This window comes from Rhodopseudomonas pentothenatexigens (genome assembly GCF_900218015.1).
Classification (GTDB): Bacteria; Pseudomonadota; Alphaproteobacteria; order Rhizobiales; family Xanthobacteraceae; genus Rhodopseudomonas; species Rhodopseudomonas pentothenatexigens.
Map to the genome: position 1 here is coordinate 164,992 of NZ_UFQQ01000007.1, position 23,716 is coordinate 188,707.

The 23,716-nt window shown below is 66.7% G+C and carries 19 protein-coding genes; 5 read left to right on the forward strand and 14 right to left on the reverse strand.

The genetic code is table 11. The features are described 5' to 3' along the window. Window positions 1-66 precede the first annotated feature (66 nt). The 10 genes from DWA33_RS08400 to DWA33_RS08445 all read right to left on the reverse strand — a co-directional run bounded on the left by DWA33_RS08400 (window position 67) and on the right by DWA33_RS08445 (window position 13,099). Window positions 67-1,470: a carotenoid oxygenase family protein gene (locus tag DWA33_RS08400; RefSeq protein WP_114357632.1), complete on the reverse strand. Its 1,404-nt coding sequence runs from the start codon at window positions 1,468-1,470 to the stop codon at window positions 67-69. Between the two features lie 37 nt (window positions 1,471-1,507). Next, window positions 1,508-2,884 carry a vWA domain-containing protein gene (locus DWA33_RS08405; protein WP_114357712.1) on the reverse strand — a complete coding sequence of 459 codons (1,377 nt, stop codon included), beginning with the start codon at window positions 2,882-2,884 and terminating at the stop codon, window positions 1,508-1,510. Further along, on the reverse strand, window positions 2,877-3,986 hold the full coding sequence (locus tag DWA33_RS08410) for an AAA family ATPase (RefSeq protein ID WP_114357633.1): 1,110 nt from the start codon (window positions 3,984-3,986) through the stop codon (window positions 2,877-2,879). The genes DWA33_RS08405 and DWA33_RS08410 overlap by 8 nt, the downstream gene beginning before the upstream one ends. An 18-nt stretch (window positions 3,987-4,004) precedes the next feature. Beyond that, window positions 4,005-5,048 (reverse strand): hypothetical protein, encoded by a 1,044-nt coding sequence (locus DWA33_RS08415; protein WP_114357634.1) that lies wholly within the window; start codon window positions 5,046-5,048, stop codon window positions 4,005-4,007. A gap of 174 nt (window positions 5,049-5,222) precedes the next feature. Continuing rightward, the gene (locus DWA33_RS08420) at window positions 5,223-6,218 is read right to left on the reverse strand and encodes an alpha/beta fold hydrolase (protein ID WP_114357635.1); all 996 of its coding nucleotides are present in this window, start codon (window positions 6,216-6,218) and stop codon (window positions 5,223-5,225) included. 237 nt (window positions 6,219-6,455) lie between these two features. Continuing rightward, complete coding sequence (locus DWA33_RS08425) at window positions 6,456-7,961, reverse strand: M81 family metallopeptidase (protein WP_114357636.1); 1,506 nt, start codon at window positions 7,959-7,961, stop codon at window positions 6,456-6,458. A 127-nt stretch (window positions 7,962-8,088) separates the two neighbouring features. Further along, window positions 8,089-9,741 (reverse strand): ABC transporter ATP-binding protein, encoded by a 1,653-nt coding sequence (locus DWA33_RS08430; protein ID WP_114357637.1) that lies wholly within the window; start codon window positions 9,739-9,741, stop codon window positions 8,089-8,091. Between the two features lie 223 nt (window positions 9,742-9,964). Beyond that, window positions 9,965-10,855 carry an ABC transporter permease gene (locus DWA33_RS08435; protein ID WP_114357638.1) on the reverse strand — a complete coding sequence of 297 codons (891 nt, stop codon included), beginning with the start codon at window positions 10,853-10,855 and terminating at the stop codon, window positions 9,965-9,967. A gap of 13 nt (window positions 10,856-10,868) precedes the next feature. Then, window positions 10,869-11,810 (reverse strand): ABC transporter permease, encoded by a 942-nt coding sequence (locus DWA33_RS08440; RefSeq protein ID WP_114357639.1) that lies wholly within the window; start codon window positions 11,808-11,810, stop codon window positions 10,869-10,871. 158 nt (window positions 11,811-11,968) lie between these two features. Then, entirely contained in the window at window positions 11,969-13,099 is a 1,131-nt protein-coding gene (locus DWA33_RS08445; RefSeq protein WP_114357640.1) for a M20/M25/M40 family metallo-hydrolase, read from the reverse strand. A 252-nt stretch (window positions 13,100-13,351) separates the two neighbouring features. Here DWA33_RS08445 and DWA33_RS08450 point away from each other — a divergent pair, with 252 nt between their 5' ends. Then, on the forward strand, window positions 13,352-14,965 hold the full coding sequence (locus tag DWA33_RS08450; protein WP_114357641.1) for an ABC transporter substrate-binding protein: 1,614 nt from the start codon (window positions 13,352-13,354) through the stop codon (window positions 14,963-14,965). A gap of 222 nt (window positions 14,966-15,187) precedes the next feature. On the opposite strand, the gene DWA33_RS08455 is transcribed toward DWA33_RS08450, so the two are convergent. Beyond that, window positions 15,188-15,829, reverse strand: a complete 642-nt coding sequence (locus DWA33_RS08455; protein ID WP_114357642.1) for a hypothetical protein — start codon at window positions 15,827-15,829, stop codon at window positions 15,188-15,190. Window positions 15,830-16,302: 473 nt separating this feature from the next. Here DWA33_RS08455 and DWA33_RS08460 point away from each other — a divergent pair, with 473 nt between their 5' ends. Continuing rightward, a complete protein-coding gene (locus tag DWA33_RS08460) occupies window positions 16,303-17,319 on the forward strand; it encodes a CBS domain-containing protein (RefSeq protein ID WP_114357643.1) in 1,017 nt (338 codons plus the stop codon). 19 nt (window positions 17,320-17,338) lie between these two features. Here the strand turns inward: DWA33_RS08460 and DWA33_RS08465 are convergent, their stop codons facing one another. From DWA33_RS08465 to DWA33_RS08475, 3 genes are all read right to left on the reverse strand, one after another. Next, complete coding sequence (locus DWA33_RS08465; RefSeq protein WP_114357644.1) at window positions 17,339-18,130, reverse strand: hypothetical protein; 792 nt, start codon at window positions 18,128-18,130, stop codon at window positions 17,339-17,341. A 28-nt stretch (window positions 18,131-18,158) separates the two neighbouring features. After that, entirely contained in the window at window positions 18,159-19,094 is a 936-nt protein-coding gene (locus tag DWA33_RS08470) for a CHAD domain-containing protein (protein ID WP_244601230.1), read from the reverse strand. A gap of 113 nt (window positions 19,095-19,207) precedes the next feature. Next, a complete protein-coding gene (locus DWA33_RS08475; protein ID WP_167443152.1) occupies window positions 19,208-19,531 on the reverse strand; it encodes an immunoglobulin domain-containing protein in 324 nt (107 codons plus the stop codon). A 260-nt stretch (window positions 19,532-19,791) separates the two neighbouring features. Here DWA33_RS08475 and iorA point away from each other — a divergent pair, with 260 nt between their 5' ends. From iorA to DWA33_RS08490, 3 genes are read left to right on the forward strand one after another with little or no spacing between them, the layout of a single operon-like run. Continuing rightward, a complete protein-coding gene (gene iorA, locus DWA33_RS08480; protein WP_114357645.1) occupies window positions 19,792-21,615 on the forward strand; it encodes an indolepyruvate ferredoxin oxidoreductase subunit alpha in 1,824 nt (607 codons plus the stop codon). Next, on the forward strand, window positions 21,612-22,556 hold the full coding sequence (locus DWA33_RS08485) for a 2-oxoacid:acceptor oxidoreductase family protein (RefSeq protein WP_114357646.1): 945 nt from the start codon (window positions 21,612-21,614) through the stop codon (window positions 22,554-22,556). Before iorA ends, DWA33_RS08485 begins: the two co-directional genes overlap by 4 nt. After that, window positions 22,553-23,716: a 2-oxoacid:acceptor oxidoreductase subunit alpha gene (locus tag DWA33_RS08490; protein WP_114357647.1), complete on the forward strand. Its 1,164-nt coding sequence runs from the start codon at window positions 22,553-22,555 to the stop codon at window positions 23,714-23,716. Before DWA33_RS08485 ends, DWA33_RS08490 begins: the two co-directional genes overlap by 4 nt.

Consider the following 23,716-nt stretch of genomic DNA (forward strand, 5'->3'; position numbering starts at 1 on the left):
GCCCCGGAATGACGACGTGGGTGCCAGGAGTGATAGTGGACGACAGCGTTGCGGCAAGTGCGCGACCTAGCCCGCCGCCACCCAGTTGCCGTGAAAGCCGTCCGGGATGCGGTGGCCGAGCTGCACCAGGGCGACCGGGCCGGCGGCGATGTCGGCGGCGTTGAACACCGCGAGATCGCTGCGGTTCTCGCAGCCGCGCCACACCACCGCGAGCAGCCAGCCGTCGGCTTCGGCCGCGTCGGCAATGCGCGGCACGAACACCGGCTCGCCGATGGTGTCGCCGGTCGGCAGCAGATAGCGGGCGCGACGATGGCCATTGCCGTCGACATGGACCAGCCCGGTGAGCATACCGAGCATCGGCGTCTCCGGGCTGGCGCAGGCGTACCAGCCGTGCCGGCTGCGCAGCCCGGCGCGGCGTTCGTCGATCCGCGGAAATTCGCCGCTGATGTCGTCGAGATAGCTGCGCTTGAACGCGTTGGTGTTGCCGGCGAGGTCGAAGGTCCAGCGGCACAGCCGCGCGCGGCCCTTCTCCGGATCGGTGCGGCGGCCGTTCGGATGCGTGAACAACGGCGCTTCTTCGGACTGCATCACGTCGGCGACGATCCGGGTGCCGTCCTCCCAGGCGTTCATGACGTGGAACACGAAGCAAGCCTCGCCGCGGAACCAGCGGATGTCGCGGGTCGAGCCGGAGCGCTTCATCACTCCGACATAGGAGCCCTTGCGCGGATCCCAGGCGTAAGGGGGGCGGCCACGCACCGCGCGCCAGATGCTGCCGGTGAGTGGAAGGATCGGAAACAGCACGTAGTTCTCGGTGACGATGAAATCGTGCACCATGGCCCCATACGGCGCCTTGAAGTGCTCCAGCCGAGTGACGTTTCCCGCAGCGTCGACCGTGCCGAACGACATCGTCCGGGTCAGCGGTCCGCCGGCGTTGTAGCCGAAGAACAGCATCTCGCCGGTCACCGGGTCGATCTTCGGATGAGCGGTGAACGGCCCCTTCAGCGCGCCGCCGTAGTCGCAATAGCCGCGGGTCTCCAGCGTGCCCGGCTCGATCTGCATCGGCAGATGCGCCTCCTCCAGCGCCAGCAGCTTGCCGGCGTGGAACACGATGTTGGTGTTGGCGACGTTGCCGTCCTCCGGCACCGCGCGCGGCGCGTCCGGCAGCTTGAGGTTGAACTCGCCATACAGCGGCCGGCCGGCCTCGTGCTCGGCGAGCCATTTCGGCGTGCGGACCCAGCGGTTGCGATACGAGGCGCGGCCGTTTTCCAGCCGGAACGCGTGCAGCATGCCGTCGCCGAAGAACCAATGCGCGTTCGGGGAAACGAATTGCGGGTTGGCGCCGTTGCGATACAGCGTGCCGTTCAGTTCGCGCGGCAGTTCGCCCTTCACCGTGAGAAACGGGGCATCGCATTCCATCGGGATCGGCGCGAGATTGTCGCACGCGTCCGGAATTCCGGTCACCTGAAGCATGTCGTGCTCCTGAGCCTCTCTTGGTCGTGTACGCCGGTCAATCGAGTGCGAGCAGGCGGCCGAACGGCTGCACCGCATTCGCGTGTTGCTGTGGCACCGCCCAGATCACCGGCCAGCGCGGCTTGAATTCCGCCGGGCCCTCGAGGTCTGTCAGCACCACGGTGATGTCCGGCCTGTGCCGGTCGGCCTCGGCGAGCAGCGGCGTGAAGTTGGTGCCGCCGCCGCCGGCGAATTCAATCTCGCTGAGCACAAAGCGGCGGCCCGGTTCGAAGAACTCGACCTGCCGCACCCGCTCGTCGCCGATGATCAGCACCAGCCCGGCTTCCTGGCGCCGCGTGATGGTCTCGATCTCGGTGGCGAAGCGCTGCATCAACTGATCGTCGATCGAACCGGAGACGTCGATAATCAGCGCCAGCCGCGGCTCGTTCTTGGTCGGGCTGAAGCCGGGCTCGAACGGCATCCGGTGATTGCCGGCGCGGCCCTGATTGGCGATGTAGGAGCGGGTCGGGCGCGACCAGGTCAGCGCCGGCTTGCGGGCGAGGCCACGCGCGAGCTGCACCCGCAGCAGCTGGCTCCACGGCGTGCGGCTGCGCGGCAGATCGGCGATCAGCGCGCGCAGCATCGAGAACGCACCGTCGCCGGCATGGCCGCGCAGGATCCGCTCGCTCCATTCGCGCGCCAGCTCGGCCTCGTGTTCGGGGGCTGACTGAGCCTCCGGGTTCGGCACCAGATCTCGCGCGCCGCCGGCGCCGAGCGCCCGCACCTTGGCCGAACGGGCGCCGTCGCTGCGCTGGGCGGTCTCGCTCTCCGACGTGCCGGATTGGGATTGGGCCTGATCCTTGTCGCCGGAGCCGGAGGAGTCAGCCTTCGATCCCTGCTGCGATTGCCGGCCGGATTGCTGCTTGCCGCTGGTGCCCTCGTCGCGGTCGTCGATGGCGCGATACAGCTTCTCGACGTCCCATTCGAGAAGCGCCGATTCCGGCTGCTGTTCGCGGCCGAGCGCTTTGAACACGATCTGTTCGAGCATCACCGCATTGTCCGGCAGATGCAGCCAACTCAGATGCGCCAACGTGGTGTTGACGATGGCGTCGGCGCAGATGTTGAACAGCTCGAGGTCGACGTCACCGTGGGTGCGTTGCAGCTCGACGAAACGCTGCGAGTGGCGCAGCGCGATATGCAGCACTTCGTGCGCGACGAGGCCGACCTGGTCGGGTAGCGGCAGGCGTTCGAAGGCGGCGCTGTAGTACACCGTGGTGCCGTCGGTCACCGCCGCGGGCGTCTGCGCCGGTGTGTCGTCCGGAAGGTCGCGGTGCTGCACCCACAGCGCCAGACCGCCGGTCGACGGCGCAAATTCCACCATGCGCTGAATCGCGCGCGTGCCGCGATGGCTGTACGGCGCGCCCGGATCAGGCATCGGCGGCTTCCAATTGCCGGCGGTCGGCGTAGCGGGCATAGGCCGGGCTGTCCAGGATCGCGGCTTCGAGGCCGTTCTCGAGTCCGCGCTGCATCAGCAGCTCCATCGCCAGGGTCTGCGCTTCGCGGATCGGCAGCGGGGCGCTGCTGCGGACGTCGGGCAATTGCTCGACGATCTCCAATGCCCGCGCCAGCGTCGCCTTGTCGGTGCAGGCGGCCAGCAGCCCGTACAGCATGCCGTACAAGGCATCGAGCGACTTCGGCAGCAGCGCTGCGGTCTCCGGGCCCGGGCGCGCCGCGAGCAGCTTCAGCACGTCGGTGCCGGCCTGGATCTCGCGCAGCACGCCGAAGAACTCCGCTGCGTTGGCGGCACCGATCCGCCCCTGCACGAACAGCCGCTTGGCGTGATCGGACAAGCCCGATTTCAGCACGTTGGAGATGTCCTCCCAGCCGCGCGGGCTGGCGCCGATCAGGTGATCGCCGGCGAGCTGTGCCTGGGTGTCGTCGAGCTTGTCGGGCCGGATCTTCAAGTAAGCCATCACCTCCGGCGCGAAGTCGTGGCTCATGGCATGGCTGAGGAAGGCGTCGATCGCGGTCTGGACGTTGAAGTGGAACATGCGGTCGGCGAGCGCGGTGCCCATGTCGTGGCTGATCGCGCCGTGGAAGCTGGCGTTGCCGGCGGCCACCACCTGCCAACCATCGGGCAAATGATAATTACCGACGCGGCGATCGAGGATCAGCGAATAGGCCGAGATCTGCAGCCGCTGGTCGGCGGCCGTGAGTTCGTCGAGAAACAGCACGCCTTCGGGCTGGTCGCGCGACGGCAGGAACTCCGGCGGAAACCACACCGTCTTGGCCAAGTTCTCGTCCGCATAGATCGCACCGCGGATATCGACCGGCTCGATCGTGGTCAGCCTCAGATCGATCAGCGGCACGCGATAATGCGCGGCGACCTGGCGGACGATCGACGACTTGCCGACACCGCGCGTGCCCCACAGCATCGACGCCCGCCGCCGCAGCGTCGGGTCGGCGTATTGCTCGATCAGCGCGGCCTTGGCGGCAGCGATCGAGACCGGGGGGATGTTCATGGGGTTGCCTTGCATCGATCGTTCCCTCGCTCGTCAGGTCGTCTGTGCGTCCATGACTTGTTGCGCCGGCTCGGACTCCGGCAGCCATGTGGCGTTCCAGCGCCGCGGCAGCGGCGGAATTTCCAGGGAGGGCGTTTCCCGCATCCCGAATGCACCGAACATCAACAGCGGCGGCGCGCCCATCAGCAACAGGTTGAAGATCGAATCCTGCGGGACGTCGATCAGCGTCAGGCTGGCGGCGCCGGCGATCAGGCCGCCGAAGAACAGCGCCGGGATCGCGCGGCGGAAGGTTACCGTCCAGCGCGCGCCGCGCAGCTTCTCGTAGTAAGCGGCGGGCGGCCGGGTCAGCGTGCGGGCGAGATGCGCCACCGTCTTTTCCAGCGCGGCTTCGACCCGGCGGCTCAGCTCCGGCTCCTGGCCGCGCACCTTGATTTTGCCGGTGAAGCCGGCCTTGCTCTTGCGCAGCGGCGACCACGCCCAGCCGATCACCGCGAGCAGATCCTCCGGCAGCGCCACGCCCGGCGTGCGTGGGGTGATGTCGATTTCGGCCGGATAGCCGCGTACTTGCGCGCCGCGCAACACCACGCGGAAGCCGGCGATCTCGGCTTCGCCGCGCAGCAGCACGCGCTGCACCGCGCCCTCGGCGGCCTGCCGTGTGCCGACCGCGGTGAGACGGTAGCTCAGCGCCAGCAAGGCACCTTCGACGCTGCGGAATTGCTGTTGCGGCAACACATGCTCGATCCGCTGCAGCAGGATGTCGAGATCGTCGCCCTGGGTTTCGAGCGTCGCGGTCAGGCCGTCTTCCAGCGTCAGCGTGCGGGTGACCTGGTGCAGCCCGGGGCGAGGATTCTCGAGTTGCAGCAGCTCGGTCGCGTCGATGCCGCCGCGGCCGGCTTCGTCGTGCGCCACCGGTTTGAACAGCAGCCGCCGCGCTAGGCGATCGCTGGCGGCGAGGTCGACCTGATAGCCGCGTCGCGTGAACGGCTGCACCAGCCCGAGGATTTCGTGGTGGGTGAACGGGTGAGCCGGCGCCGTCTCGATCGCTGCCGATCCGGTGAGAAGCTGTGCGTAGTTCATTCCGTCAGCAACCTCCGCAACTGAAGCCCTCGCGGCGCAGCTTCGAGGGTCGGCTGCGCCGCGAGTCGCGCGGTCAAATCGATCACGCTTGGTCTAGTTTCTTCAACTGCGAGGCGAACGCAACTCACGCTGTTGTTGATCGAGGTTCGTGGAGTTGCGTGGCGCCCTCGCAGATCACGCCGAGTGAGCGAGCGTCGGCTTGTCGACGCCGCTCGGTTGCAGCTTGGCGAGAAACGCGCCATACGAAGATACCACCTGATCCAGCACTTCGAAGTGCGGGAACGCACCGGTATCGAACTGCACGATGGTCCAATTCGAGCGGCCGGCGACGCGGCTCTTGTGGCGGTAATCGACGAAGTCGCCGCGCACGCCGTGCGCCATCCAAACCGGCAGCCGGAGCTGTTCGTAGACGTTGAGAATGTCGGTGCTGAACATGAAGCCGGCCACGAAGTAGTACGGCGCATGGCGGGCGCCGGGCTGATGCGTGGTGGCGTAGTCGTAGTCGACCATCGGCTCGTCGATATTCTTCGAGCCCCACGCCTTCTCCAGGAATTTGCGGATCACCGGTCGCGCGGTGAGCATCTTGAAGAAGCCGCGGTCCCACAGCTTGACGCGCAGCACGTCGATGATCCAGGCGCGGCCGCGGGTGCCGGGCGTGCGCGCGTCGCGCGCTTTGCCTTCGAAGCCGGTCGGACTGATCAGGCCGAGCGAGCGAAACGCCTGCGGCGTCTCGGTCGCGGCGCGGGCGAGGAATTCGCTGGCCAGCGACAGCGCCAGCGCGTCGATCGGCTGATCGCCGTGGATGCGACGGATCTGCTCGACGGCGGCGTGCACCGCATCGGTCATCATCCGTGCGGTGTATTCGCGATCGTCGCGGTCGGACTGGCCGAAGCCCGGCAGGTCGATCGCGTAGACCGGGCGACGCTGTGCGTAGTAATCGTACAGCGGCTTGACTTCGTAAGCGGAGCCGGCGGCGTTGATGCTGTGGATCAGCAGCAGCGGCGTGGCGTTGCCATCCGGCTGCGCGCTGCCCGCCGCATAGATCGCCAGCCGGCCGACCACGCTGGTGAGATCGGTGCGCGCGCCGGCCACCGGGTTGGCGAGACCCGTCCGCGCATGATGCTGCGCGATGCTACCTGTGTTGATTGTCTGCCCGCTGGTCATCGGCATCTGCGACCTCTCTTGAATTTGAGCGAACCATCGAGCCAATGGCGTGAAACGGGGAAGGTTCCAAACCGCGCGCGGTTCGGACCGATCCAGCGCAAGAATGGTATCTACATACATTGCGCGCGACGTCGACTCGTGCGCGCATGATAGTCCCACTGCTGACTGGTGTGATCACGAGGCCGAGCTTCGGCTCCCGATCAAACCGTCAGTACAGCTTGACGTCAGTGTCGGTGCGAGTTGTTAGTTGGATGCGACGAACGACTGTCCATTCGGCCTGACACGGATGCCGGGACGCAGCCTCGTCCACGGCAATGTCGCGGTGTCGGCCGGCATCGCGCCCGGCGCGGCGCAGATCAGCAGCCGCTCCGCGATCGGCTGAAAATCGGCGCGGAAATGCACCGAACTCTTCACCACCAGAACGGCCTGCGCGGTCGGCTCGATGCCGACATAGCGGTACATCGCCTGATCGGCGAGCTGCGCCTTGTGCGATGCGACCACCACGCGGACGCCGCCGATCCGCAGACAGGCGGACGGTCCCATCTCCATCTCGCGCCCGCCGAAATACGGGCCGGGTGCGACGAATCGTCCGTCGGACAACTGCTCGACGACGAAGATTTCCTCGAACGGCGCGTCGCCGGGAATCCCCGACCTGCCGCCGAGCGCCAGCGAGATCACCGCGCCGGCGCCCGCAGCGTGCGCGGCCTCGGCCGCCTCCGGGTCGTAGATCACACCGATCGCGGCCCGCTGGGCATTGTTGCGCACCAGCGCCCGCAGCATTCCGGTGGTGTCGGAATCGCCGCCGGCGCCGGGATTGTCCTGGGTGTCGGCGATGATGATCGGCTTGGCGGCGGTGCGCGACAGCTCGATCGCGAGCTTCACACCCTCGTCGGGCGAGTAGATCTTGCCGTCGAAATCATCCTCGTGACCGATCACCAGCGCGGCCACTGCATCGGCCGCCGCGTCGGCATCCGCCTGGGTGTGGCCATAGGCGAACACCGAAGGGCCGCAGTCCGGAAAGTCGGCGGCCGGAAAGCCCGGCGCGAACGACAGCGTCGGCACCTGATCGCTCTCCAGCGCCGCGAGCTTGTCGTAGATCCCCTTGGTCGGCTCGTCGAACGTGCACTGCCACGAGATCGGAATCAGGAACGGGAGTTGCCGGAACGCTTTGGCGAACTTCTGGCCGCTGCTCAGCAACAGCTCCAGGTGCCGAGCGGAGGCGCGTCCGGTGTCGGCCATGTCGACATGCGGATAGGTGCGGTAGGCGATCAACGCATCGGCATGCTCGATCATCTGCGGCGTGACGTTGGCGTGCAGATCGATACTCACCACCAGCGGCAGATCCGGGCCGATCACTTCGCGGACTCGCGCCAGGATCTCGCCTTCGCCGTCGTCGAGATGTTCGGTGACCATCGCGCCGTGCAGGTCGAGATACACCGCATCCAGCTTGCCGGCGTTCTTGATGCCGTCGACCATGATCTTCACGACGCGCTCGAACGCGTCCTCGGTGACGTGCGCCGATGGGCTGGCGCCGCAGGCGATGGTCGGGATCAGTTCCCAGCCCCTGGCCTCGGCGTCGTCCACAAAGCCGGCGAGCCCGACATTGATGCCGCGCATCACCTTCAGCACGTCGGCTCCGATCGTCATCGCCGGCCAGCCGCCGCCATGCACGAACGCCTCCCAGGTCGCCTTGGTGGGCGCAAAGGTGTTGGTCTCGTGCAGGAAGCCGCCGACGGCGATGCGGGTCATGGTGTTTCTCTTGATTCGTCATTCCGGGGCGCGCGAAGCGCGAACCCGGAATCCCGAGGTTGTTAGGAAGGAGATTCCGGGTTCGCGAGCTGCGCTCGCGCCCCGGAATGAGTGCGGAAGGGATGTTTCAACTCACCGCCGCCTGCCGCGCTTCGTTGACGGGACGGAAATTGGCGAAGTCCCAGTCGCGGCCGGGGGCGGCTTCGAGCAGTTGGCGGGTGTAGGCCTGTTTCGGATGGGTCAGCACTTCGGCGGCCGGGCCCTGTTCGACGACACGGCCTTTCTCCATCACCGCGACATCGTCGCAGATCTGCGCGGCGACCCGCAGGTCGTGGGTGATGAACAGCAGTGCGATGCCGAGCCGGGTCTGGATTTCGTCGAGCAGCTTCAGCACCTGCGCCTGCACCGAGACGTCGAGCGCCGACACCGCCTCATCCGCCACCAGCACGTCGGGATCGAGCGCCAGGGCGCGGGCGATCGCGATGCGCTGGCGCTGGCCGCCGGAGAACTGATGCGGGAAGCGGTCGATCGCGTCCGCAGGCAGATGCACCAGTTCGAGTAGCTGCCGCGCTTTCGCCAGAGCCTCGGCGCGGGGCATGCCGTAGTTGATCGGCCCCTCGGCGATGCTCTCGCCGACGCTGACGCGCGGATTGAGCGAGCGATACGGATCCTGGAACACGATCTGAATCTTCTTGCGGTGGGGCCGCAGCAGCCGTCGCGACAGCTCGGAGATCTCGCGTCCGGCGAGCCGGATGCCGCCCGAGGTCGGGTCGATCAGGCGCACGATACAGCGCGCGACGGTGGACTTGCCGGAGCCGCTTTCGCCGACGATGCCGAGCGTGCGGCCCTTGTGCAGCGTCAGCGTCACATCCTTCGCGGCGACCACCTCGCGGGCTTTGCCGAGGAACGAGCGCTCGCGATACACCTTACCGAGCTCGTTGGCCTCCAGCACCACCGGGGTGCCCTTGTGCTCACGCGGTGGCCGCGGCACCAGGCTCGGCACCGCCGAGAGAAGATTGCGGGTATAGTCCATCTGCGGCCGACGCAGCACGGCCTCGAGCGGCCCGGTTTCGACCAGCCGGCCGTGGCGCATCACCGCGACCCGGTCGGCGATCTCGGCCACCACGCCCATGTCGTGGGTGATGAACATCACCGCGGTGCCGTGCGCCTGCTGCAATTCGCGGATCAAGGTCAGGATCTGCTTTTGGGTGGTGACGTCGAGCGCGGTGGTCGGCTCGTCGGCGATCAGCAGCTTCGGCTCCAGCACCAGCGCCATCGCGATCATGATGCGCTGGCGCTGTCCGCCGGACAGGCGATGCGGATACGACGCGAAGATCCGCTCGACTTCGGGTAGCCGCACCTGGTTCATCATGTCGAGGATGCGGCGGCGCCGTTCGCGCGCCGGCAGGTCGGTGTGGAAGCGCAGCACCTCGTCGATCTGCTTGCCGACCGGCACCACCGGGTTCAGCGCGGTCATCGGCTCTTGAAAAATCATCGCCATCCGCGAGGCGCGGAGCTGGCGCAGCCGGCGCTCGCTGGCGGCCAGCACGTTCTCGCCGGCGAGCCGGATTTCGCCGCCGCTGGCGTGCAGCGCGCCCTTCGGCAGCAGCCCCATGGTGGCGAGCGATGTGACCGATTTGCCCGAACCGCTCTCGCCGACCAAGCACATCGTCTCGCCGGCGCCGACGCTGAGCGAAATGCCGTCGATCACCTTGTCGCCGTTGCCGGTTTTGCCGAGCCGGACCACGAGATTTTCGATTTCGAGGACGTTGTCGGTCATGTCGGGCTCCGCAGTCGGGCACGGCGTGCTCCCTCTCCCCGCTTGGGGGGAGAGGGTTGGGGTGAGGGGGCGTGTCCGCGAGTCAGAGCGGCTCGGCCGCGTGGCGGCACCCTCTCACCCGGATCGCATCTGGCGATGCGATCCGGCCTCTCCCCGCGCGCGGGGAGAGGTAAGGTCGGTGTGCGTTGTGGGGCAGAGAGAGCAGACATGATGAGCGGCCTCTTCATCGGCTGCCCTCGCGCTGTTTCATCCGCGGGTCGAGGGCGTCGCGGGCGGCGTCGCCGATCAGGTTGACCGACAGGATCGCGATCGACAGCAGCAGGCCCGGCCAGAAGATCAGCATCGGCTTGATCTGAAACACCGCGCGGCCTTCGGCCATGATGTTGCCCCAGGTCGGGGTCTCCGGGCTGATACCGGCGCCGAGGAACGACAGGATCGCTTCGGTAAGGATCGCGGAGGCCGCGATATAGGTGCCCTGCACGATCAGCGGTGCCACCGTGTTGGGCATCAGGTGCCGCCACATGATCTTCGGCAGGCTGGAGCCGAGCGAGATCGCCGCTTCGACGTAAGGCTCTTCGCGCGCCGACAGCACGACCGAGCGCACCAGCCGCGCGACGCGGGGGATTTCCGGGATGGTGATGGCGATCAGCACCGTGGTCAGGCTGGCACCGGACAGCGACACCACGGCGATCGCCAGCAGAATGCTGGGGATCGCCATCAGGCCGTCCATCACCCGCATCATCACCGCGTCGACCCATTTGAAGAAGCCGGTGACGAGGCCGATGACGAGGCCGATCGCGATCGACACGATCGCGGCGCCGACGCCGATCAGCAGCGACACCCGGCCGCCATAGATGATGCGCGACAGCAGGTCACGGCCGTAGGCGTCGGTGCCGAGCAGAAACTCGGCACTCGGCGGCTTCAGACGTTGCGCCGGCGCCAGCGTTATCGGATCGTGCGGCGCCAGCCACGGCGCGAAGATCGCCATCAGCACGATCAGCGTCAGGCAGACCGTCGCCGCGGCGATGATCGGGGTCGACAGCAGGAAGCCGAGGCGGGGACGCAGCGGCCGCGGCACCGGCAGGGTCGGTTCGGACATGGTGTCGATCGCCATGATGCGTGCGCCCTCAGTACCGGATTCGCGGATCGAGCAGCGTGTAGGCCAGGTCGATCAACAGATTGACGCCGACATAGATGCCGCTCGTCAGCAGGATCATGCCCTGGATCACCGGATAGTCGCGCGCCAGCACCGCATCGACGGTGAGGCGGCCGATGCCGGGCAGATTGAACACGCTCTCGGTGACGACGACGCCGGAGATCAGCAGCGCGAATCCGGTGCCGATCACGGTGATCACCGGCACCGCGGCGTTGCGCAGCGCATGGCGCAGCAGCACCCGGCTTTCCGTGATGCCCTTGGCGCGCGCGGTGCGGACATAGTCTTCGCCGAGCACGTCGAGCATCGCCGCCCGGGTCATCCGCGCGATCAGCGCGACATAGATGAACGACAGCGTCAGCGTCGGCAGCACCAGCCGTTCGAAGAACGGCCCGAACCCGCGCGACAGTGAGCGGAAGCCCTGCACCGGAAACCAGCGCAGCTCGATCGCGAACACCTGGATCAGCACGTAGCCGATCACGAACACCGGCACCGAGAAGCCGATCACCGACAGACCCATCACGAAGCGGTCGATCCAGGTTCCGTGCTTCCAGGCGGCAACGACGCCGAGCGGCACCGCGACGATCACCGAAACCACGATCGTGGCCAGCGCGACGGTGATGGTCGGCTCGATGCGCTGCCCGATCATCTGCAGCACCGGCACCTGCGAGATCAGCGAGACGCCGAGGTCGCCGTGCAGCAGACGGCCGACCCAAGTGAAGAACTGCACGTAGAGCGGCTCGTTGAGGCCGAGCGTGGCGCGGATGCGCATCAGTTGTTCAGGGGTGGCGCTGTCACCGGCAATGATCGCGGCGGGATCGCCAGGCGTCAGGCGCAGCAGCAGGAACACGAACAGCGCGACCACACCCATCACGGGAATGGCCGCCAGCAGGCGGCGGATCAGATAGCCGAGCATCGGCACTCCACGGATTGGAATCGACGATTAGCGAAACTTATCCAGAAGATGCGGTTCGTCATGATCACCTGCGCTGCGGTCGTCGAACGTCACCACGAAGTTGAGCAAGTCCCGTGCCAGCGCCGCACCGCGATGCCATCAGATCTGCGCAGACTTGCTCAGTCGAGCGTCGCGAGCAGTCCCGCCATCAACCGGCCGCGCTCGGCGAGGCTGTCGACCTCGATATGCTCGTTCAGCGTGTGCGCGTCGGCGCCGCGGACGCCGAGGCCGTCGAGCGTCGGAATGCCCATCGCGCCGGTGAAATTGCCGTCGGAGCCGCCGCCGGCGCTGCCGTGCGGCAGGCTGGCGCCGAGCTGGGCGGCGACCGCCCGGGCCTTCTCGTACAGCGCCATGGTGCCGGCGTCGGGCTCCCACACCGGACGGGTGACGCCGCGCGTCACCTTGAAGGTGACGTCGTTGCTGCTGCCGGACAGCGCCAGCATTCGCTCGACGCCGCGGTCGAGATCGGCTTGGCGCTTGGCCATGCTGAGCGCTTCGCCGGTGCAGGTGGTGGCGACGCAGTTGACCCATTGACCGCCGTGGACGATGCCGACGCTGAAGGTGCAGTCCTCACCTGTCATCGCGTCGATCGCGAGAATCTGCTTGGCCATTTCCCGTATCGCGGAACGCCCCGACGACAGCGTCGCGCCGGCGTGGCTCGGCTTGCCGATCGCTTCGAGATTGAAACGCGCGATCGCATAGCGGCCGGTCACGACCCCATTGTCGGGGCGACCGGGCTCCGGCACCAGCACGTATTTGTTGCGGGCAGCTTCGGCCTCGATGATGTCTCGGGTCGATGGCGTACCGACTTCCTCGTCCGGCGTGAACAGCACGGTAATCGGCAGCGGCGTCGTGAACGAGGCGCGGGCGAGTTGACGGATCGCTTCCAGCGTCAGGTAGTTGCCGCCCTTCATGTCGAAGATGCCCGGGCCGTAGGCCTTGTTGCCTTCGCGGCGGAACGACAGTTTCTCGATCGTGCCGACCGGGTGTACGGTATCGAGATGGCCGGCGATCAGGATGCCGGGCTCGCCTTGCTTGGGATGCGGAAACCGCGCGCGGACGCAGCCGGCGAAACCCTGCCGGCCCGCGATGCGCTCGATCGTCGCGCCCATGATCGCCATCTCCCGCGCTGCGAGATCGAGCATGCGCTCGACCGCGGCGGTGTCCCAGGTCGGACTTTCGCACTCAACCCACGCGCGTAGACCTTGCAGCATCGTGTCGGAATCGAAGGGAAGATTTTCCGGGTTCATTGCGCGCTCTCGGTTGAAGGTCGCTTACGAGACTGACTGCCGGCGCATTTGTAAAGCGAAAGATTCGTCGTCGACTACGCGAGGCGGCGCATGCGGCGCCCTCGCCGCATGATTGACGCTTGGCACGCTTGGTGCAAGTCTCGACTATCAGGATGCGGCAACGCGCTGATCGCGCGGCGTCGCGCCCGGATGCCTATCGCCCTGCACAAGCAATCATCTGTGATTGATCAGTTTCAAGTCAGGAGAACTCGAATGTTCCATCCACCGCGTTGGATGCGCTCGGTCGCCGCGTCGAAATTCGCCGTGCCTGCGCTCGCGCTTGCAGCATCGCTGACGCTGCCTGCGGCCGTCGATGCCAAGACGATCCGGGCCGTCATGCATTCCGATCTGCGCATCATCGATCCCGGCCTGACTACCGCGTACATCACCCGCGATCACGGCTACATGGTGTACGACACGCTGCTGGCGATGGACTCCAGCTTCAAGGTCCAGCCGCAGATGGCCGAGTACAAGGTCTCCGACGACAAGCTGACCTACACCTTCACGCTGCGCGACGGCTTGAAGTGGCACGACGGCGCGCCGGTCACCGCGGAGGACTGCGTCGCCTCGCTGCAGCGCTGGGGCAAGAAGGACGGCATGGGCCAGAAGCTGATGCAGTTCACCGCCAGCCTCGAAGCACCCGACGCCAAGACCATCGTGCTGAAGCTGAAGGAGCCCTACGCGCTGGTGCTGGAATCGATCGCCAAGCCGTCGTCGATCGTGCCGTTCATGATGCCGAAGCGGATCGCCGAGACGCCGCCGGACAAAGCGATCCCCGAGCAGATCGGCTCCGGTCCGTTCAAGTTCGTCGCGTCCGAATTCCAGCCGGGTGTCAAGGCGGTGTACGTCAAGAACTCCGACTACGTGCCGCGCAAGGAGCCGCCGAGCTGGACCTCGGGCGGCAAGGTGGTCAAGGTCGACCGCGTCGAGTGGATCACCATGCCGGACGCGCAGACCGCGGTGAACGCGCTGCAGTCGGGTGATATCGACTTCGTCGAGAACCCGTCGTTCGACATCCTGCCGGTGCTGCAGCAGGACAAGGAACTGAAGATCGAGACGCTCAACAAGCTCGGCTACGTCACCATCGGCCGGATGAACTTCCTGTATCCGCCGTTCGACAATCCGAAGGTGCGGCGCGCCGCGCTGCTGGCGATGAACCAGAAGCCGATCCTCGACGCGCTGGTCGGTAATCCCGATTACTACCAGATCTGCGGCGCGATCTTCGGCTGCGGCACGCCGCTCGCCACCGACGTCGACTCCGCGCCGGTGACCAAGGGCGACGACATGGCGGAAGCCAAGAAGGCGCTCGCCGAGTCCGGCTACGACGGCACGCCGGTGGTGCTGATGGCGCCCGGCGACGTCGTCACCCTCAAGGCGCAGCCGATCGTCGCTGCGCAGCTGTTGCGCGAGGCCGGCTTCAAGGTCGACCTGCAGGCCACCGACTGGCAGACTGTGGTGTCGCGCCGCGCCAGCCAGAAGCCGCCGGCCGAAGGCGGCTGGAATATCTTCTTCACCAACTGGGTGGTGCCGGACGTCATGAACCCGGTCGCCAACGTCATGCTCAATGGCAAGGGCAAGAACGGCGGCTGGTTCGGTTGGCCGCAGGACGACAAGATGGAGGAACTGCTCGACAAGTTCGTCCGCGCAACCTCGCTTGACGACCAGAAGAAAATCGCCACCGACATCCAGAAGCGGGTCTACGAAGAGGTGACCTATCTGCACGTCGGCCAGTACAAGACCCCGACGGTGTGGCGCACCGAGTTGACTGGCGTGCTCGACGGCCCGGCGACCCCGGTGTTCTGGAACATGGACAAGAAGGGGGATTGAGCGCCGCCGCGGCTCGATCGGATCCGTCCCATCATTGCGCCGTCCTGCGACAGCAGGGCGGCGCTTTGCTTTGCGACGCGAACGAATCGAGCAGCAGTCCGGATTGCTGCGCCGACGGCCGACGGGGGCGGTCGATTCAGCGCGGCACAAAAAAGCCCGGCGGCGGCCGGGCTCGGTCGACTGCAATGTCGGCGGCGGCGGTGGTCGGCCGTCACCAAAGCGTCACTTGCGGGCGCAGGCAACCTTGATGGCGCTGGCGCTCGGGCTGCATTTCGCCGTGACCGAGCCGTCCTTCACCGTGAGCTGATCGGCGAGCCGGCCGGCGCCGCCGTTGACGCAGTAGGCCGAGGTCAGCGTCTCGTTGTCGGCACAGGTCACCGGGCAGCCGTCCGAAGCGCAGCTCGTCGAGGTCACGTTGCGGACGGAAGCGATCGTCGTCGGCGCAGCGACCGCGGTCTGCTTGTCGGCGGCGGGCGCGGTCTTGGCTGCGGGGGCGGGGGCCGGAGCTGCCTTGGCAGCCGGCTCGGGAGCGGCTGCTGCAGGTGCTGCAGCTGGCGCGGCGGTTTCGATCGCGGGCGCGCTGGCGGTGGTCGCCTCGGTGGCGGGCCGTGCATAGTAGCCGCTCGCCGACACCAGATAGATAAACAGCACTGCCGCCGCTACGGCACCGATCATGATCAGCGTGGTGGTGGGCAGAGCCCGGATCCGTTCGACCGTGTTGCGGATCGATGCGACGAAGGCTGCGGTGTCGAACGAACCGCCACGGGATCGCATATCATCGAACGTCAGATATGCAGCGATCACGAGGCCACCACCGAACAACATGAGTATCAGCAGTGGACCGAGCGCGGAGAGATACTCCATGTTACGTCTTTCCATTCATGGCAGGCCGGCGCGAGGTGTATAGGTTTCGCCCGCCGCGAGCTGCATTGTCGAAAATCAAATGAACACGCATCCGCACTGGCGCGTTGAGGTATGTCAAAACCGTCCGGCGCCGTCAGTCGAGATGTAGCACGATCGGCCCGGCGTCGTCATCGCGGCCGAAAGTTTTGCAATTCGTTAGGGTTGATGAACATCGCCCCGGCATTCGCCGAGTGCATTGGCCGCCGGCGCTGTGATCTAACGAACCAGTCGGTGGGGCCGTGTTTTCTGCGTCGACCGAGGGTCGACGTTGCCGAATCCGTGATGTTCGAATGCCAGGCAGTGGCGGAGCACCGCGGGTTGCGCCAAGTGAGCAAGCCGCGGCGCCGCGGCACACCCGTTCCGCGCCCAGCGCACATCTGACCGCCATACATACCGCCTATCATGCGCCGGGTATAACCATCGAAGAGTCTCCCATGAAGGCAGCAGACGTGATGACCACCGCCATCGTGACGGTGCAACCCGACACGCCCGTCCACACGATCGCCGAAACCCTGCTCAAGAACGGTATCAGCGCCGTGCCGGTAGTCGACGACGCCGGCGTGCCGCTCGGCATTGTCAGCGAGGGCGACTTGATGCCGCGCGACGACACCGAGCGCGAGGCGCGTCACGATTGGTGGCTGCAAATCCTGTCTGAAGGCGAAGCGGTGAATCCCGACTACCTGCGCTTTCTGAAATCCGACACCCGCACCGCCAGGGACGTGATGGTCGGCCCGGTGGTGACGGTCGAAGAAACGACGGCGGTGGCCGATGTCGCAGACCTGCTGGTCGAGAAACGGATCAAGCGCGTTCCGGTTCTGCGCGGCGGCCGCATCGTCGGCATCGTCAGCCGGGCCGACCTGCTCAAGACCATGACCGGGACCAATCATGCCGGGCGCGATCCGGTGCATGACGACCCCAATGCCTGGCCGGCGCCGTCCGACAAGCTGGCAGCGTTGACGCGGCCCAGCGCTCCGCCGCCGCCTTCGCCGCACGATCCGGCGGCGGACGATCTGTCGGCGGCGGCGTTCCGCGCTCTCGAGCTCGAGCACGAGCACGAGGAGGACGAAAAGCGCAAGCACGCCAAGGAGCTCGCCGACGAGAAGCACCATCGCCTGGCGAGCGAAATGCTGGCGTCGCACCTGTCCGACGAGACTTGGCAGAAGCTGCTGCGCAATGCCCGCGCCGCTGCCAAGAAGGGCGAACAGGAAAGCCTGCTGCTGCGTTTTCCGGCCGAGCTGTGCACCGATCATGGCCGCGCCGTGAACGCCCCCGATCCGGAATGGCCGTCGACGCTGCGCGGCATGGCGGCCGACATCTATCTGCGCTGGAAGGCCGAGCTGCGGCCGCACGGTTTCGTCCTGCAGGCCCGCGTGGTCGATTTCCCCGACGGCATCCCGGGTGACATCGGCCTGTTTCTGAGCTGGGGCAAGAGCGAGGCGGCGCACCATTGAGGCGCCGCGTGTCGCGGCCTCAGATCTTGAGATTGCGATACACCGAGACCTCGCGTTCGCGCGCCAGGCGGGCGTCGTCGCCGGCGCGGATGCCGCGCCAGCCGTCGAAGAACACCACGATGGTGGTGATCAGGCCGGTGATCTTGCCGACCAGGAATCCGAACGGGAAGATCAGCCGTTCCGCCGGCAGGATGAACTGCGAGCCGAGAAAGATCACCGCGGCGTTGGCGAAATACGCGGTGCGGTACAGCGTCTGCTCCTTCCAGGCGCTGCGCGCGTAGGGCCTGGAGCTCTTCTTCACCGCCTTGTTGTAGCGCGGGTTGCGGAGCAGCCCGAGCAGCCGGCGCTTTTTCGGCAATTGCCGCGGCCCGGCGAGCAGCGTGTGATAATTCTCGCGCATCTGAAAATGTGCTGTCAGCGCCAGCAGCAGGTTGGCGGCGACGAGCGCCGCTTTCAATTCCCACAGCGACAGCAACAGCTGCGCGGCGAGGTCGACGAACAGCAGATGCGTCGCCGCGTTGAGCACGAAGGCCGAGCGGTGGAACGCGGCGCGGTTGATGTTGGCGACCTTCTCGTCGATGAACGCCGCCCCCGGCTTGGTTTCGCCGAGCTGCAGCAGGAATGCGCGCTGCGCCTCGGTCAGGGGCCAGCTCTTACCGAGTTCGGCGATCGTCACCGCCGGGGTGCCCCGCTTGATCCGGAACGTCGCTTTTGCCGACCACTCGGAGACCCGCGCCAACCAGCGCCGCGTCACCGCGAAACGCGAGGTGCTGGTTGCTGCCTCGACGAGAGGGTGGGGATCTGGCTGCATCGTGTCCTTCAGCGCGGCTCGGTCGGCGTCAATCGCCGAAAAGCGGATCCTCCGCAAGCTTGCCGGCGGCCTTGATGGCCGTCTTCATCTGTTGCCGGATCTCGGCATCATCAAGGTCGGCGAGCTGGCGGGCGGCGTCCGGATCGAGCTTGGCACGCGCCCGGCGGGTGAACGTACCGGCCAGCTTGCGGTGTACCGCGACGTCGTTCAGCGCGCCGAGCGCGTCGAGCAGCTTCTTCAGGTGCTTCCTGAACCGCTTCAGCCGCTTGCCGGGCTTGCCCTCGAACAGGCTCTCGAAGAAACCGATCGCGTAGTTCAGCTTCTTCGCGGCGATCCGGACCTGATGACGCTCGTCGTCGTCGAGCTGTTCCAGCTCCGTCAGCCGCTTGTTGAGCTTGCGGGCCCGTCGCGTCAGCACGTCCCGGGCGAAGTCCTCGGCCGACGGCCGGTCGGCGGCCGCCGCCGCCCTGGTCCACTCGCCGGCGTCGATCCAATGCTGCAGATCGGTCAGCAACTTGCGGAAGCGCTGCAGTTCGACCGTCGCCCTGGCGTTGTCGAAAGCGGTACCGCGATCGGTGCCGAGCCGTTTCAGGAACGCCGGGGAGGCTGCCCTGAGTTTGGCGCCTTTGATTTTCACTTCCAGCAGATGCAGATCGCGGGCCGGGGCCAGCCGTCCGGCCAGCCATTTCAGCTCCCGCTTCAAGCGCTGGGTATCGCGACCGTCGACCAGATCGCCGAACACCGAGATTGCGGCGCGCATGCGCCGCAGCGCGATTCGCATCTGGTGCACGCCGGCCGGATCGCGGCGCCGCACCCGCGGCTGCTGGGCGACGATCAGCCGCAGCAACTCGCTGGCAATGGCACGGAATGCCTCGCCGCTGCCAGGGGTTCGCGACAGATCGATGTCATGGGCCGGGGCCGTGCCCGGTTTGGCCGAAGGCTTATCGAGAGATCGACTCATCATGTCCCACACGGGCAGAAGTTGACCGCCCGCGGTATCCTAGCAGATTTACGCGCCGATGACGCGCCCCCGCGGCGCGATCGGCAGGCGCTGAACCCGCGTCGTGCGACGGCGGGTCAGGCCCGCTTGAGCACTTCCAGCGGATAGCCGATCAGCTTGGCCGCCGCATAGGCGATGCCGGTGCCGATCAGCGCCGCTAGCACTTGGCCACCGTAGAACCAGGCCATCGAATTCGGATTGGGATTGATCCGTACGGCGAAATCGAGGCACCAGAGGATGGCGACGACGCCGACCACCATGACAATGAAAAGCTGCATGCGCTGCACGGCCGCCTCGATCCGGGCCATCCGTGCCTCGACGTGTTTGTCCGGGCCGCGCTCCGGCGCCGGTTTGGTCGGAGCCGGGGTGTTCAGGACGTCGTCCGCAGGCGTAGTCGTCATACCGTCCTCACTCTTCGCCTAAAGTCCAACTAACCGCGGGCCGCGATCCGCTTCTGCGTAGCAGTAATCGTCGCTGCGCTGCACAGAATTGACACAGCACAAAAGCGCTGTGCCAAACGTCGCGCGTAGTGATCGTGCGGATCGATAACTGAGTGTCCCGTTGACTTAGCGCAAATACGACGGAAGGTAAATTTGGGAAAGAGAGCCCCTTTACAGCAGTTCTAAACGCCGCAGCGGCGTGCGCTTGGGGGGAGCTCGTGATGCATACACCTTGGCAAGCCGCCACTGCGTTGAAGAGCGACGTCAAAGAGTTGCGTCCGCTCACCGGCAACGAGGCGATCGCCCGTGCCGCCTGGGAAGCCGGGGTTCGTGTCGCCGCCGCTTATCCTGGTACGCCCAGCACCGAGATTCTCGAAAATCTCGCGACCTATCCGGCCGAGGATCTGCACGCGCAGTGGTCGACCAACGAGAAGGTCGCGCTGGACGTCGCGATGGGCGCGTCGTTCGCCGGGTCCCGTGCGCTGTGCGCGATGAAGCATGTCGGCCTCAACGTCGCCGCCGACGCGTTCATGACCGCGACCTATATCGGCGTCAACGGCGGCCTGGTGCTGATCGTCTGCGATGACCCCGGCATTCACTCCTCGCAGAACGAGCAGGACAGCCGGATCTACGGCCAGCTCGCCAGCATCCCGGTGCTGGAGCCGAGCGACGCGCAGGAAGCCTACGACTTCACCAAGCTGGCTTTCGAGATCTCCGAGCAGTTCGACACCCCCGTGATCGTGCGCAGCACCACACGTCTGTCGCACACTCGCAGCACTGTGTCGGTCGGCCTGCGCTGCGAGGTGCCGCCGCGCGTGTTCCTGGAGCGGCCGTCGAAGAACGTGATGATCCCGGCGCACGCCCGCGGCCGTCATCTGTTCGTGCTCGAGCGCGAGGCCAGGCTGAAGGATTATCTCGGCACCGCGGAGGTCAGCCGGATCGAGAAGGGTCAGACCAGCTTCGGCGTGGTCACCGCCGGCACCTGCTACCCTTACGTCCGCGAAGTGCTGCCGGATGCCACCGTGCTGAAGCTCGCCGCGTCCTGGCCGCTGCCCGAACCGTTGTTGCGCGAGTTCTGCGCCTCGGTCGATCAGGTATTCGTGGTCGAGGAGCTGGAGCCGATCATCGAGAAGGAGATCGCCGCGCTCGGCATCAAGGTCGAGGGCAAGCGGCTGTTTCCGCGCGCCGGCGAGTTCTCGCCCGAGGTGGTCCGCGCCGGTTTCGTCAAGGCCGGCCTGTTGCCGGCGCCGCCGTCCTACAACGCCTGGGTGCCGGAGCCGGTGGTGCGGCCGCCGGTGCTGTGCGCCGGTTGTCCGCACACCTCGAGCTTCATGGCGGTGCGCGCCTCCGGCGCCCGCGTCGCCGGCGACATCGGCTGCTACACGCTGGCGGTGCTCGATCCCTTGCGCGGCATCGACACCTGCGTGGCGATGGGCTCGTCGATCGGCAATGCCATCGGCATGGCGAAGGCCGGCGAGACCAAGCCGGTGGTCGCCACCATCGGCGACTCCACCTTCCTGCACGCAGGCCTGCCGGCGCTGATCGACGCGGTCTACAACCAGGCCAACATCGCGGTGATGCTGCTCGACAATCACATCACGGCGATGACCGGCGGCCAGGAACATCCCGGCACGGGCAAGACCCTGCGCGGCGAGCCGGCGCCGCAGGTCGACTACGAGGCGCTGATCAAGGCGTGCGGCGTCAAATGGGTGAAGAAGGTCGACAGTTACGACCTCGCAGCCACCCATCAGGCGCTGCGCGAGGCGATCAATTATCGTGGTGTCGCGGTGCTGATCTCCAACCGGCCGTGCGTGCTCGATCCGATCAAGATCAAGGGGCCGCCGCTGGAAGTGATCACCAGCCAGTGCACCGCCTGTCAGTCCTGCATGAATCTCGGCTGCCCGGCGCTGACCTGGAGCGACGAGTGGTTCGAGGGCCGGCACCGGGTGAAGATCGATCCGGCGCTGTGCATCGGCTGCACGCTGTGCGCCCAAGTCTGCACCATCGACTGTATCAAGATCGCGAGCCCGGCGGTGACGCAATGAACGAGCAGAGCAGCATCGCAGTGAATGCGGACAGCGAGCCGGTGGCGTTCAACGCAGCATTGGCCGAGCCCACCAACGTGCTGATCGTCGGCGTCGGCGGCCAGGGTGTGATCCTGGTGTCCAAGGTGCTGGCGTCGCTGGCGCAGGCGCATGGCTACGAGGTCAAGCAGAGCGAAGTCCACGGCATGGCCAAGCGCGGCGGCACCGTGTTCAGCCACGTCCGGTTCGGGCCGCGGGTGTGGTCACCGACCATCGCCAAGGGCGAGGCCGACGTGCTGATCGCGCTGGAATGGGCAGAGGGGTTGCGCTGGCTGCCGCATCTGAAGCGCGACACCGGCGTGTTCATCTGCGACACCAAGCGGATCGTGCCGCCGTTCGCCTGCCTCAGCCGCCGCCCCGGCGCGCCGATGCGTTACTCGACCGAGACCGCCGAGCAGGTTGCCGCCTACGTCTCGGAGGCCTACGCGATCGACGCCACCAAGATGGCCGAAGAGCTCGGTAACGAGCGCGCCGCCAACGTAGTGCTGCTCGGCGCGCTGTCGACCGTGCTGGAATTCGCGCTGCCGGAATGGGAAAGAACCGTCACGGCGTTCGTGCCGAAAAAGACCATCGCGGTGAATTCGGCCGCGTTCGAGCTCGGCCGCAACTGGATCGCCGAGGCCAAGAGCGGGCCGGCGACCGCGGATGCGGCGCCTGCGCCGATGCCGGCGCACACCCCATATCAGCCGCGGCTCGAGATCACCGACGCCTGGTGCAAGAGCTGCGAAATCTGCGTCAAGCTGTGCCCCGAGCGCTGCCTGACGCTGAACGCCGATCGCATCGCCACCCTGGTGGCGCCGGAGAAATGCACCGGCTGCCGGCTGTGCGAATGGCTGTGCCCGGACTTTGCGATCCGCGTCCATCTCGACCCTGAAGCGCCCGCGATGGAGGCCGCGCAATGAACGCGCCGGATCGTCACGTTCCCAAAGCCGCCGCCGCCAAGCTGCTGTCCGGCAACGCCGCCTGCGCTCAAGGCGCGATCGACGCCGGCTGCAAGTTCTTCGCCGGCTATCCGATCACGCCGTCCTCGGAAATCGCCGAGCGTCTATCGACCATGCTGCCCGCCGCCGGCGGCGTGTTCATCCAGATGGAAGACGAGATCGCCGCGATGGCCGCGGTGGTTGGCGCCTCGATGGGCGGCGTCAAGGCGCTGACTGCGACCTCTGGCCCCGGCTTCTCGCTGAAGCAGGAGAACATCGGCTACGCCGCCGGCGCCGAGATTCCCTGCGTCATCGTCAACGTGATGCGCGGCGGGCCGTCGACCGGCATGCCGACCCGGCCATCGCAGGCGGACATCTTCCAGACCCGCTACGGCAGCCACGGCGACTATCCGATGATCGTGCTGGCACCGGCCTCGGCGCGCGAGATCTACGACGAGACCATCCGCGCTTTCGATCTCGCCGAGCTGTGCCGCACCCCGGTGATCCTGCTGTACGATCAAGTGATCGCGCAATCGTCGGAGACCGTGGCGCTCGGCGGCCGGCCGCCGGTGCACGCCACCCGCAAATGGGCGAGCGGCCCGCGCGAGTCTTACAAGCCGTATGCGGCCGATGCCGATCTGGTGCCGCCGATGCCGCGTCCCGGCGACGGCTATCGTACCCACACCACCGGCCTGACGCACAGCGAGAGCGGCTTTCCTTCGCAGGACCCGGAAACGGTGACCCGCAATCTCGGCCGGCTTTACGCCAAGCTCGATCGCCATCGAGACTTGATCGACTCCTACGAGGCGGTGCGCTGCGAAGACGCCGAGGTGGTGATCGTCGCAATCGGCATCAGCGCCCGCGCCGCCCGCCGCGCCGTCGACGCCTGCCGCGCCGAGGGCCACAAGGTCGGCCTGTTTCGCCCGGTCACGCTGTGGCCGTTTCCGGAAATCGCGCTGCGCGAAGCGACCCGAAACGCCAAGGCGATCCTGGTGCCGGAACTCAACATCGGCCAGCTGCGGCTCGAGATCGAGCGTCAGCTTCGCGACCGCCGCGTCGAAGGCCTGCATCTGATCAGCGGTGAGCCGATCACGCCGGCGCAGATTGCAGCCGCTGCTACCAAGCTCGCTTCGGAGGTCTGA